The sequence below is a fragment of the Magnetospirillum sp. SS-4 genome, from assembly GCF_902729425.1.
Classification (GTDB): Bacteria; Pseudomonadota; Alphaproteobacteria; order Rhodospirillales; family Magnetospirillaceae; genus Phaeospirillum.
This window is the reverse complement of sequence record NZ_CACVCH010000002.1, coordinates 1-11,334: the sequence shown is the minus strand read 5'-3', so window position 1 is coordinate 11,334 and position 11,334 is coordinate 1. Positions and strand designations below refer to the sequence as shown.

Below are 11,334 nucleotides of genomic sequence, written 5' to 3'. Positions count from 1 at the left end.
TGGTTCAGAGACGCTTGTAGACTTCCATCAGATCGTCACCCACCGGGCGGATTTCGACCCGTTCGAAGCGCGGAGTCTGGGAAAGGTGGTCGATGCCGAACGCCACCGCCGCCGGCAGCCCGTCGCCCCCCATCAGGCGCGGCGCCCGGAACCAGATCAGCCGATCGACCAGATCGGCCCGCAGCAGGGCGGCGGCGAGATGGGCGCCGCCTTCCACCAGAACCCGGGTGACGCCGCTTTCGCCCAGAGCCTCCATGGCCTGGGTCAGGTCGATGGAGCCCTCCGGCCCCGCCGGAATCTCGATCACGTCGACGCCGGAATCCTCGAAGACGCGCAGCCTCGTCGCGTCGCAGTCCTCCAGGGTCAGCACCCAGGTCGGAATGTCGTTGGCGGTGGCCACCAGACGCGAGGTCAGCGGCAGGCGCAGCCGTCCATCCACCACCACCCGCACCGGCGAACGCTCGCCCAATCCATCCAGGCGGCAGGTCAGGTCGGGATTGTCGGCGATGGCGGTGCCGCTGCCGACCATGATCACGTCGTTCTCGGCCCGCAGCAGGTGCCCGGTGCGGCGGGCGGCCTCGCCGGTGATCCAGCGGCTTTCGCCGGAATGGGTTGCGATGCGGCCGTCCAGGGTGCTGGCCAGCTTCAAGGTGACCAGCGGGCGGCCGGTGGTGATGCGCAGCAGGAATCCGGCGTTGATCTCCGCCGCCTCGTCGGCCAGCAGCCCCTCGACCACCTCGATGCCGGCACGGCGCAGCATCTCGATGCCCCGGCCGGCGACGCGGGAATCGGGATCGCGCACCGCCACCACGGCGCGGGTGACGCCGGCGGCGATCAGCGCCTCGGCGCAGGGCGGCGTCTTACCGTGATGGGCGCAGGGCTCCAGGGTGACATAGACGGTGGCGCTGGCGGCGGCTTCGCCGGCCATGGCCAGGGCCTCGGTCTCGGCATGGGGCCTGCCGCCCGGCTGAGTCCAGCCGCGCCCGACCACGCGGCCGTCCCTGACGATGACGCAGCCGACCGCCGGATTGGGCCACACCGAGCCCAGGCCGCGCCGCGCCAGCGCCAGCGCCGCCCGCATGTGGCCGCGATCGATGTCGGGCTGTGAAGAATCAGTCGCGGCGTGGGCCAACCATCTTCCCCAGGAAATCCTCGAAGTCCTTGGCTTCGCGGAAATTGCGGTAGACCGAGGCGTAGCGGACATAGGCGACCTTGTCGAGATCCATCAGGACCTCCATCACCAGTTCGCCGATGAATTTGGACGGAACCTCGTTCTCGCCCATGCTTTCCAGGCGGCGATGAATGCCGTTGACGATGCGCTCCATCTGCTCCTCGTCCACCGGCCGCTTGCGGAGCGCGATCTTGAGGGACTTCAGCACCTTCTCGCGATCGAACGGCGAGCGCGAGCCGTCCTTCTTGATCACCACCAGGTCGCGGATCTGCACCCGCTCGAAGGTGGTGAAACGCGAACCGCAGGCCGGACAGGACCGCCGCCGCCGAATGGCCGAGTTGTCCTCGGTCGGCCGCGAATCCTTCACCTGGGTATCGTCGTGGCCGCAGAACGGACACCGCATGACATTTCCCCCCCGGGTAAGCGGCGGAAGGCGTCCGGCCATCCGCCCGCGTTCATGGTGCTACTGATAGATGGGGAAGCGCCGGCACAGCTTCGCCACCTCGGCGCGGGCGCGGGCCTCGGCCGCCGAATTGTCGTCGGGGTTGGCGGCCAGACCGTCGAGCACGTCGCCGATCAGTTCCCCCACCGCCTTGAATTCCTCGACGCCGAAGCCGCGCGTGGTCGCCGCGGGCGTACCCAGGCGGACGCCCGAGGTGATGGTGGGCTTTTCCGGATCGAACGGAATACCGTTCTTGTTGCAGGTCATGCCGGCGTGCTCCAGGCTCGCCTCGGCCGCCTTGCCGGTCAGCTTCTTGGGACGCAGGTCGACCAGCATCAGATGGGAATCGGTGCCGCCCGACACGATGGCGAGGCCGCGCCGGACCAGGGTGTCGGCCAGGGCGCGGGCGTTGTCGACCACCTGACGGGCATACAGCTTGAATTCGGGACGCAGCGCCTCGCCAAACGCCACCGCCTTGCCGGCGATGACGTGCATCAGCGGGCCGCCCTGAATGCCGGGGAAGATGGCCGAATTGATCTTCTTGCCCAGGTCGGGGTCGTTGGACAGGATCATGCCGCCACGAGGACCGCGCAGGGTCTTGTGGGTGGTGGTGGTCACCACATGGGCGTGGGGCAGCGGATTGGGATAGACGCCGCCCGCCACCAGACCGGCGAAATGGGCCATGTCCACCATGAAGAAGGCCCCGACCTCGTCGGCGATCTTGCGGAAGCGGGCGAAGTCGATGGCGCGGGGATAGGCCGAGCCGCCGGCGATGATCAGCTTGGGCTTGTGGGTGCGGGCCAGTTCCTCGACCTCGCCGAAATCGATCTGGGCGTCCTGCTGGCGCACCCCGTACTGCACCGCCTTGAACCACTTGCCCGACTGGTTGGGAGCGGCGCCATGGGTGAGATGGCCGCCGGCGGCCAGGCTCATGCCCAGGATGGTGTCGCCGGGCTGGAGCAGCGCCATGAACACGCCCTGGTTGGCCTGCGAGCCCGAGCTGGGCTGGACGTTGGCGTAGGCGCAGCCGAAAATCTCGCAGGCGCGCTCGATGGCCAGCCGCTCGGCGATGTCGACGAACTCGCAGCCGCCGTAATAACGCTTGCCGGGATAGCCCTCGGCATACTTGTTGGTCATCACCGAGCCCTGGGCTTCCAGCACGGCGCGGGACACGATGTTCTCGGAAGCGATCAGTTCGATCTGCTCCCGCTGGCGCTCAAGCTCCTTGGCGATGGCGCCGAAGACCTCGGGGTCGCGCTCGGCGAGGGGGGTGCGGAAGAAGGCGTCGGTGTTTGTGCTGGACATCGATTCTCTTTCGAATAGGCGGGTAGGGCGAAGGATCAGGCGTTGTCGGACAGCTTGGCCACGCGGCCGGCGTGGCGGCCGCCCTCGAACGCGGTTTCCAGGAAAATCTTCAGGCAGTCGCGGGCCACTTCCGGTCCGATGACCCGGGCCCCCATCACCAGGACGTTGGCGTCGTTGTGCTGGCGCGCCATGCGGGCGCCGAAGGCGTCGTGGACCAGGGCGGCCCGTACGTGGACGAACCGGTTGGCGGCGATGGAGATGCCGATGCCGGTGCCGCACAGCAGCAGGCCGCGCTCGGCCTGGCCGCTCTTCAGGGCCCCGGCCACCTTGACGGCGAAATCGGGATAATCCACCGAGGCGGGACCGTCGGTGCCCAGGTCGAGCACGCCCCAGCCCCACTCGGCCAGATCCCTGGCCAGCAGCGCCCTCAACTCGACGCCGCCGTGATCCGAAGCGATGGCGATGGTTCGCATGACGGCAAGACCCGATTCCGTGAAGAACGAGTGCGCTAGATACCATATGTCGGATGCCCTTGCCAATGCGCCACAAGCCTATGGGGGGAAGCGGGAACGCATGGACGGCTCCCGCTCCACCGTCGCCGGTTTTCCCGTTCTATCTTGTATGCGCAATAGAACAGTCCCATGAAACACAGACCATTGGCGTATTTCAGCCATGGCGGCCAGGGTGATTATTGGTGTGAATGCCCGCGGCAAGAACTCATTATTGACATGATGCAATTTCGAATTGACAGTGAAGAGAAGTCATGCCTTCATTGATTCAATATCCGCAACAAACCTTGGTCGGACAAGCTGATGAGCGATACCAATTCCGAAAAGGCCAGCCGCGACGATCTGTTGCGCATGGTCACCGACGTCGTCGCCGCCTATGTCGGCAAGAACCCGGTTTCAGCCGGTCAGCTTCCTGAACTGATCAACACGGTCTACGCCTCGCTTTCATCCTTGGAGAGCGGCCAGCCCGAAGCAAAGATGGAGGCGCTGAAGCCCGCCATCCCGGTGAAGCGGTCGGTGACGCCCGACTACATCATCTGCCTGGAGGACGGCAAGAAGCTGAAGATGCTGAAGCGTCATCTGCGCACCACCTACGGCATGACCCCCGACGAGTATCGGGCCAAGTGGGGACTTACCCCCGACTATCCCATGGTGGCCCCCAACTACGCCGCCCAGCGCTCGGACTTCGCCAAGAAGATCGGACTGGGCCGCAAGGCCGTCGAATCCGACGACAAGCCGGTCCGCAAGACCCGCCGCTGACCCGGCCTTCCACCCGATCGATGAAACGGCCGGCATCGGTGGGTGCCGGCCGTTTTGCCGCCGTCCTCACCCAGGAATTCCCATGGATGTTCTGATGTCCTATTGGTCGATGGCCGAATTGGCGACCAACGGACCCATCATGCTGCACCTGCTGGGCGCGCTGGCGGTCGGCTGCATGATCGGCTACGAACGTTCGTACCATGGCCGGGCGGCCGGCATCCGCACCTACGCCCTGGTCTGCGTCGCCTCCACCGCCCTGACCGTGGTCAACGCCTATCCGGAAATGTGGTTCGGCGGCATGGCCCACGGCCCGACGGCGTCCGACCCGTCGCGGGTCATGCAGGGCATTCTCACCGGCATCGGCTTTCTCGGCGCCGGCGTCATCATGCGGGACGGCTTTTCCATTCGCGGCCTGTCCACCGCCGCCTCCATCTGGATGACGGCGGCCATCGGCATCGTCATCGGCCTGGGATTCTACGGCGCGGCCATTTCGGTGGCGCTCATCACCATCATCCTGATGAGCGGCGTCCGCAGCATCGAATCCGCCCTGCCCCACCTGGAAATGCTGCATCTCTCGCTGACCTTTCCGGCGGACAGAACCCCGTCGGTGGAGGTGATCCGGCGGATCATGGACGATCACGGCTACGACGTGTCGGACTGGAGCTTCCATCTGGCCGAGCAGGGCAAGCGGTTCGAATACGAGCTTGTGCTGCGCGCGGCCGGTCCGCTGGACCCTTCGCTGCTGGTCGCAACCCTGTCGGGCATCGACGGCATTCAGGAATACCGCCTGTCGCCGTCGCGGGGTTGAGCCTACTTCCTTCCCTTGGCCAGCACGTATTCCAGCTTTCTCAGGGCCAGCATCTTCAGTTGCTGCTGGCCGGCGCTGGCCGGTCCCATCACCGAAACCTCGGTCAAGGAGGCGGTATGAAAGGCCGAGACCTTCACGGTCGCGCCAACCTGCCGGAACTCGAACAGTACCTCGCCCTCGACGGCCATCACCGGGTCCTCACGGCAGGGGCAGCTCGTCGCCGCCCAGTTCGGAAAAGTACCCCGCCACCGCCGCCGCGTCCACCTCGGCCACGGATGCCGGAATCCAGGCCGGCGACCGGTCCTTGTCGACCACCTGCGCCCTGATGCCCTCGTAGAAATCATGGCCGCCCAGGAACCGGCAAGCCAGCCGGAATTCGCGGCGGATGGCGTCGTCGAACCCCAGGTCGCGGCCCTCGGTCAGCTGGCGATGGGTCACCGCCAGACTGAACGGCGAGCGGCCGGCCAGGGCGTCCAGCGTATCCCAGGCCCATTGGCTCTTGCCAGCGCGCAGCCCAGCCAGGATGTCATCAAGGCGGCGTGGAGCGAAACCGTCCTCCAGTTCCTCCCGATGGCGGAGCAGCGGCCCCGGGCCGGGGTCGCGATGCAGCCGCGCCAGACTGTCTTCCACCGCCGCCGCCGGATCGGTCGAACCGGCGGCGCGGCCGATGGCGCCGCGCAGTTCGGCCAGCGAATCGGCCGGCACGAAATGGGTGGCAATGCCGGCCCACAGGCAATCGGCCGGCCCCAACCGGGCGCCCGTCAGCCCGAGGTAAAGCCCGGTCCGTCCCGGACAGCGGCCAAGAAAGTAGGTGGCGCCCACGTCGGGGAAAAAGCCGATGCCGGTTTCGGGCATGGCGAACTGGGTGCGCTCGGTCGCCACCCGCCAGCGGCCGTTGACGGACAGGCCGGCCCCACCGCCCATGACGATGCCGTCGAGAATGGAGAGATAGGGCTTGGGATAATGATGGATACGGCGGTTGAGCCGGTATTCGGTCCGGAAGATGTCCCGGTTGAAGGCGTGATCCCCCCGCTTCCAGGCATCCCACACCATGCGGATGTCGCCACCGGCGCAAAAGGCCCGATCGCCTTCCCCCTCCAGCACCACCACCTTCACCCGCCCGTCGTCCTCCCAGGCGGACAGATGCCGGGTCAGGTCGTGATATTGGCGGGCCGACAGGGCATTGAGCACCTTGGGACGGTTGAGGCGGACCATTCCCACCCCGCCCGTCGAATCGAATATGGTTTCCGTCTCGTTCATCGGCGTCTCTTGTCTATTGTTCTTGTGGAGTGCTGGCTTGACGAAGCCCATGATCAGTGTGAAATTTTTCCCTGTTGCCACGAAGCCTGGGGTGTCCGAGGCTGTCGCTGCGAAATGATGCCCACTCCGCCCCCGGCGGCACAACAAATTACATGACAGGAGCCCGAGGCCCATGACCGTGACGAGCGCCAATCCCGAGACCATCGTGCTGCACGCCGGCTATCGCGCCGATCCCGCCACCAATTCGGTGGCGGTGCCCATCTACCAGACCACCTCGTACCAGTTCCGCGACACCGACCATGCCGCCAATCTGTTCGCGCTGAAGGAATTCGGCAACATCTACACCCGGATCATGAATCCGACCACCGACGTGCTGGAACAGCGCCTGGCGGCGCTGGAAGGCGGCGTCGCCGGCCTGGTGGTGTCGTCGGGCCAGTCGGCCACCATGTTCTCGATCCTGAACGTGGCCCAGGCCGGCGACAATTTCGTCACCTCCACCGACCTGTACGGCGGCACCTGGAACCTGTTCGCCAACACCTTCAAGCAGATGGGGATCGAAGCCCGCTTCGTCGATCCGGCCGATCCGCAGGCCTTCGTCCGCGCCACCGACGACAGGACGCGAGCCTGGTACGCCGAGACCCTGCCCAACCCCAAGCTTCAGGTATTCCCCATCGCCGAGGTCGCCACCCTGGCCAATGCCGCCGGCGTGCCGCTGATCATCGACAACACCGCCGCCCCCATCCTGTGCAAGCCCCTGGCGCTCGGCGCCCATGTGGTGGTCTATTCCACCACCAAGTTCATCGGCGGCCACGGCACCTCGATCGGCGGCGCCATCATCGACGGCGGCACCTTCGACTGGGAAAAGCAGGGCAAGCGCTTCCCGCTCCTGAACGAGCCCGATGCCAGCTATCACGGCGCGGTGTGGAGCCAGGCGGTCAAGCCGCTGGGCCCCATCGCCTACATCATCCGCGCCCGGGTGGTGCTGCTGCGCGACATCGGCGCCGCCATCAGCCCGTTCAACGCCTTCCAGGCGTTGCAGGGGCTGGAAACCCTGCCGCTGCGCATGCGCGAGCATTGCCGCAACGCCGACGCGGTGGCCGAATTCCTGGCCAAGCATCCCAAGGTCAGCCGCGTCATCCATCCCAGCCGGCAGGATGGCGAACACCGCCGCCGGGCCGACGCGGCGCTGAAGGGCGGCTATGGCGGCCTGCTGGGCTTCGAGCTGACCGGCGGCGCCGACGCCGGCAAGCGCTTCATCAACGCATTGAAGCTGTTCTACCACGTCGCCAATATCGGCGACGCCCGCTCGCTGGCCATCCACCCGGCCTCCACCACCCATTCGCAGCTGACCGCGGACGAGCAGCTGGCCTCTGGCGTGACTCCCGGCTATGTGAGATTGTCGGCCGGAATCGAACACATCGACGACATCCTCGCCGATCTCAAGCAGGCTCTGGAGGCCGCGTAGCAAAGTGCCGACCTTTCTTCCCCACGCCCAGTACCCCCTGACCCGCATGCGCCGCAACCGCCGGGACGACTGGTCCCGGCGGCTGATTTCGGAAAACCGGCTGACGGTCGACGACCTGATCTGGCCGCTGTTCGTGGTCGAGGGAACCGGGGTGAGGCAGGAAGTCGCCTCCATGCCCGGCGTCGCCCGCGTCTCCATCGACCTGCTGGTCGAGGAGGCGCGGATGGCCGCCGATCTCGGCATCCCCGCCATCGCCGTGTTCCCCTCGGTGGACCCGGCGCTGAAGACCCCCGACGCCGCCGAGGCGGTCAATCCCGATAATCTGGTCTGCCGCGCCGTGCGCGCCGTCAGGAAGGCGGTTCCCAATCTGGGCATCATCTGCGACGTGGCGCTGGACCCCTACAACAGCGACGGCCACGACGGCCTGGTGATCGACGGCTACGTGGTCAACGACCGCACCGTCGAGATGCTGTGCCGCCAGTCGGTGGTGCAGGCCGAGGCCGGATGCGACGTCATCGCGCCGTCCGACATGATGGACGGCCGCATCAGGATGATCCGGGAAGCCCTGGATTCAAAGGGATTCGACTCGGTTCGCATCCTGTCCTACGCCGCCAAGTACGCCTCGGCGTTCTATGGCCCGTTCCGCGACGCGGTGGGATCGAAATCGGCGCTGAAGGGCGGCGACAAGAAGACCTATCAGATGGACCCGGCCAATACCGACGAGGCGCTGCGCGAAGTGGCGCTGGACCTCGCCGAGGGCGCCGACATGGTGATGGTCAAGCCCGGCCTGCCCTATCTGGACATCGTTCGCCGGGTCAAGGAGGCGTTCAGTGTCCCGACCCTGGCCTATCAGGTCTCGGGCGAGTACGCCATGATGAAGGCCGCCGCCCTCAACGGCTGGCTGGATTGGGACAAGGTGATGCTGGAAAGCCTGCTGGCCTTCAAGCGCGCCGGCGCCGATTCCGTCCTGACCTACACCGCCCCCGAGGCCGCCCGCCTGCTGGCACGCTAGCTAGCAGCGCATGAAATATTAGCAAATAAAGATTTGCCCGCATGAATATTACACAACAATGCTGTTATTGATCGATGTCAATTGCATGCGCATCATCACCGCTTACAGTGATCGAGCATTTTACAAAAATATCCGTATCACCGGCCTACCGAAGGGTTCAACGATGACAAGACTCCTGAAAATCACCGTGCTTGCCGTGCTGGCTTCGACTCTCGCGATCCCCGCCATGGCCAACGACAAGGAAGTCATTAACAGGCAGTGCAAGCCTGAACCGGAAAACCAGTGCGCCTTTGGTGAGTTGCGCAACGCCAATCTGGCAGGAAAGGACCTTCACGACGGCAATTACGACACAGCCCGGCTTGATGGAGCCAATCTGTCAGGCGCCAATCTGTCGGGATCAAGCATGCAGGTCGCCAATCTGACCAAGGCTAATCTGAGCAAGGCCAATTTGGAGCGTGTGCACCTCCATGCCGCTCAACTGATGGGCGCCGATCTGTCGGGCGCCAACCTTACGAGCGCAACAATGACCAAAGCCTTTGCCATGGGGGCTAATTTCAAGGGGGCCAACCTGACCAAAGCCCTTCTTCAGGGGGCTGATTTTTCCGGTGCCACTTGGACCGATGGCCGCACATGCGCCGATGGGTCCATTGGAGGTTGCAAGTAACGCTGATTTGCGCGGCTTCACCGCCTGAACCTGCCCATGGCGGTGAAGACCTTCTACCGCGCCTCGCTGAAACAGCCGCTGCACAACGCCAATCTGGGCTTCCGGCTGGCCAAGTCGCTCTGATCCCGGTCACTCGAACGGAACATCGCAGGACCGGCACATGGGGATGTCGGCGACGTCTCCCTTGCGGAAGGCGTCCAGGATGGCGCCGAAACGCTCCCCGTTGCGAATTTCGGCGATAGTCTGGCGGGTGATGTCGCCGATTTCCAGTTCGGCATTGGTATCGTAGCAGCCGCACGCCGTCACCCGCCCGTCATGGAAGATTCCCAGTGACGACAGGGTCAGGCGGCACATGGTCCGGCGATGCTTGCCCAGGTCGCGATGGGACCAGATGTCGAATTCGGGCCAATGCCGGCCGACATCGACGGTGCCGCCGAAGTTGTTCGGCGACACGGTGGTGACACGGTCGATTCCGATTTCACGCAGGAAGGCGCGGCAGCGGGCGACCGTTTCCGGCGAGGTGTCGACCGTGACCGCCTTGACCGAAAAGGCGGTGCCGGTGCCCTGGAGGGCGGCGTTCATCTTCATGAGATTGAAGACCGTCCGTTCGAACTGGGCTCCGACATAGACGCTTTCATAGCTCTCCTTGTCCCAGCCGGCGAACGAGAACTGGACATGGGCAAGGCCCAGCCCCGCCAGCCGGGCGATGCGCTCAGTGGTGAAGGGCGTGCCGTTGGTGACCACGCTGACCCTGAGCCCCCTGCCGACGGCGCTTTCCAGCAGTTCGAAGATTTGCGGGTGCAAGAAGGGTTCGCCCTGTCCGGCCAGGATGTTCATGTGGCCGATGCCGTGGGCGACGCATTGATCGACCACCCGTTCGAACAGGGCCGGTTCCATCACCCCGCTGTTGGACTGCCAGCCGGCGTGACCGCACATGGTGCAGCGCAGGTTGCAGCGCTTGGACAACTGGACGAACACTTCCTGGGGAAGCAGGCCGCGCCGTTCGACCGGACGCATCATCCCGCTCCGCACCCTGTCGATCAGTTCGTCCGATTCCTTGCGGTCTCCCAGCATCCCGACGGCGACCGCCTTCAGATAAAGGACGCCCTCGTCATCGGGAGCCCCGGCCAGAACCCCGTTCAGCAGGGTCAGCGCCTCGCCGGCGTTGCCCTTCTCGATCAGGAGCGCCGCCAGGCTGGTCTCGATCGCCGCATGCCCCGGCCTGGCCGCCATGGCGGCACGGAAGCAGGCTTCCGCCTCGTCGTGGCGACGCAGCCGCATCAGCGCCTCGCACCGAAGCAGCGCCGCATCGGCGCAATCGGGATGTCGGGCCAGCAGGCCGGACAAAATCCGGACCATGTCCTCGAACCGTTCGGCCGGCCGCAGCAATCCGCCGAGTTCAAGCGCCGCGCCGACATGGGCGGGATCAAGGTCGAGCGCCCGGCAAAGCGAGGCCTCCGCCTCGTCCAGGCGCTGAAGGCGGACGAGACAGACTCCCTTGTGGTAATGGGCGTCGGCCCAGGCCGGACGTCGGCCGATGACGCGGCTGAACAGGGCGTCGGCGGGGACCGGCTGCCCGACGGCGAGCGCCACCTGCCCCAGCAGAAGCAATCCGCGCGGCTCGTCCGGCGCCTCCGCCAGAACCTGGCGCACCGCGAACTCCGCCTCGGCCAGACGGCCCTCCTGAAAGGCGGCGAAAGCCGAGTCGAGAAGCCCCGTATGGCGGACGCCGACCGGAACGACACCGGAACGCACGGCCTCCCCCCTGATTTTCTGCGCGCGGCGTTGCTTCCTATTCATTAGAAAAATCCAAAGGTGTATCTGATATGTATGATACATATCGGGATAATCCACGTCCATGTCGATGGATGGAAATCACGGCTCCTAATACTTTTTCTCAAGTACTCACAACGGATTATTTTTGACAACGATCAATAAG

Annotated in this window: 12 protein-coding genes; 5 read left to right on the top strand and 7 right to left on the bottom strand. The window is 65.4% G+C overall.

Features of this window, described 5'->3' with window-relative positions; translation table 11 throughout:
* Positions 1-4: 4 nt before the first annotated feature.
* From ribD to rpiB, 4 genes are read right to left on the bottom strand one after another with little or no spacing between them, the layout of a single operon-like run.
* Positions 5-1,081, bottom strand: coding sequence for a bifunctional diaminohydroxyphosphoribosylaminopyrimidine deaminase/5-amino-6-(5-phosphoribosylamino)uracil reductase RibD (gene ribD, locus MTBSS4_RS02195; RefSeq protein ID WP_173981893.1), 1,077 nt, complete (start codon positions 1,079-1,081; stop codon positions 5-7).
* A gap of 31 nt (positions 1,082-1,112) precedes the next feature.
* On the bottom strand, positions 1,113-1,574 hold the full coding sequence (gene nrdR, locus MTBSS4_RS02190; RefSeq protein WP_173981760.1) for a transcriptional regulator NrdR: 462 nt from the start codon (positions 1,572-1,574) through the stop codon (positions 1,113-1,115).
* Positions 1,575-1,634: 60 nt separating this feature from the next.
* Entirely contained in the window at positions 1,635-2,918 is a 1,284-nt protein-coding gene (glyA, locus tag MTBSS4_RS02185) for a serine hydroxymethyltransferase (RefSeq protein WP_173981759.1), read from the bottom strand.
* Between the two features lie 35 nt (positions 2,919-2,953).
* Positions 2,954-3,391 carry a ribose 5-phosphate isomerase B gene (gene rpiB / locus MTBSS4_RS02180; protein WP_173981758.1) on the bottom strand — a complete coding sequence of 146 codons (438 nt, stop codon included), beginning with the start codon at positions 3,389-3,391 and terminating at the stop codon, positions 2,954-2,956.
* Between the two features lie 339 nt (positions 3,392-3,730).
* Between rpiB and MTBSS4_RS02175 the strand changes: the two genes are divergently transcribed.
* Both MTBSS4_RS02175 and MTBSS4_RS02170 read left to right on the top strand, forming a co-directional pair.
* On the top strand, positions 3,731-4,186 hold the full coding sequence (locus tag MTBSS4_RS02175) for a MucR family transcriptional regulator (protein WP_173981757.1): 456 nt from the start codon (positions 3,731-3,733) through the stop codon (positions 4,184-4,186).
* 94 nt (positions 4,187-4,280) lie between these two features.
* Positions 4,281-4,994 (top strand): MgtC/SapB family protein, encoded by a 714-nt coding sequence (locus MTBSS4_RS02170; protein WP_254432334.1) that lies wholly within the window; start codon positions 4,281-4,283, stop codon positions 4,992-4,994.
* Between the two features lie 2 nt (positions 4,995-4,996).
* Here MTBSS4_RS02170 and MTBSS4_RS02165 read toward each other — a convergent pair whose 3' ends face one another.
* Positions 4,997-5,182, bottom strand: coding sequence for a hypothetical protein (locus MTBSS4_RS02165; protein WP_173981892.1), 186 nt, complete (start codon positions 5,180-5,182; stop codon positions 4,997-4,999).
* 10 nt (positions 5,183-5,192) lie between these two features.
* Entirely contained in the window at positions 5,193-6,254 is a 1,062-nt protein-coding gene (locus MTBSS4_RS02160) for an enoyl-CoA hydratase/isomerase family protein (RefSeq protein WP_173981755.1), read from the bottom strand.
* A gap of 172 nt (positions 6,255-6,426) precedes the next feature.
* Here MTBSS4_RS02160 and MTBSS4_RS02155 point away from each other — a divergent pair, with 172 nt between their 5' ends.
* From MTBSS4_RS02155 to MTBSS4_RS02145, 3 genes are all read left to right on the top strand, one after another.
* Positions 6,427-7,719: an O-acetylhomoserine aminocarboxypropyltransferase/cysteine synthase family protein gene (locus MTBSS4_RS02155; protein ID WP_173981754.1), complete on the top strand. Its 1,293-nt coding sequence runs from the start codon at positions 6,427-6,429 to the stop codon at positions 7,717-7,719.
* Positions 7,720-7,723: 4 nt separating this feature from the next.
* Entirely contained in the window at positions 7,724-8,731 is a 1,008-nt protein-coding gene (hemB, locus tag MTBSS4_RS02150; RefSeq protein ID WP_256367397.1) for a porphobilinogen synthase, read from the top strand.
* A gap of 85 nt (positions 8,732-8,816) precedes the next feature.
* Entirely contained in the window at positions 8,817-9,395 is a 579-nt protein-coding gene (locus tag MTBSS4_RS02145; RefSeq protein WP_173981753.1) for a pentapeptide repeat-containing protein, read from the top strand.
* A 129-nt stretch (positions 9,396-9,524) separates the two neighbouring features.
* Here the strand turns inward: MTBSS4_RS02145 and MTBSS4_RS02140 are convergent, their stop codons facing one another.
* The gene (locus MTBSS4_RS02140) at positions 9,525-11,150 is read right to left on the bottom strand and encodes a tetratricopeptide repeat protein (RefSeq protein WP_173981752.1); all 1,626 of its coding nucleotides are present in this window, start codon (positions 11,148-11,150) and stop codon (positions 9,525-9,527) included.
* Positions 11,151-11,334: the final 184 nt, after the last annotated feature.

What these genes read in the sequence shown, in the direction of transcription:
- MTBSS4_RS02160 (WP_173981755.1), bottom strand. Translation starts at nt 6,254, where the DNA reads ATGAACGAGACGGAAACCATATTCGATTCGACGGGCGGGGTGGGAATG.
- nrdR (WP_173981760.1), bottom strand. Translation starts at nt 1,574, where the DNA reads ATGCGGTGTCCGTTCTGCGGCCACGACGATACCCAGGTGAAGGATTCG.
- rpiB (WP_173981758.1), bottom strand. Translation starts at nt 3,391, where the DNA reads ATGCGAACCATCGCCATCGCTTCGGATCACGGCGGCGTCGAGTTGAGG.
- MTBSS4_RS02155 (WP_173981754.1), top strand. Translation starts at nt 6,427, where the DNA reads ATGACCGTGACGAGCGCCAATCCCGAGACCATCGTGCTGCACGCCGGC.
- ribD (WP_173981893.1), bottom strand. Translation starts at nt 1,081, where the DNA reads ATGCGGGCGGCGCTGGCGCTGGCGCGGCGCGGCCTGGGCTCGGTGTGG.
- MTBSS4_RS02145 (WP_173981753.1), top strand. Translation starts at nt 8,817, where the DNA reads ATGCGCATCATCACCGCTTACAGTGATCGAGCATTTTACAAAAATATC.
- glyA (WP_173981759.1), bottom strand. Translation starts at nt 2,918, where the DNA reads ATGTCCAGCACAAACACCGACGCCTTCTTCCGCACCCCCCTCGCCGAG.
- MTBSS4_RS02165 (WP_173981892.1), bottom strand. Translation starts at nt 5,182, where the DNA reads ATGGCCGTCGAGGGCGAGGTACTGTTCGAGTTCCGGCAGGTTGGCGCG.
- MTBSS4_RS02170 (WP_254432334.1), top strand. Translation starts at nt 4,281, where the DNA reads ATGTCCTATTGGTCGATGGCCGAATTGGCGACCAACGGACCCATCATG.
- MTBSS4_RS02175 (WP_173981757.1), top strand. Translation starts at nt 3,731, where the DNA reads ATGAGCGATACCAATTCCGAAAAGGCCAGCCGCGACGATCTGTTGCGC.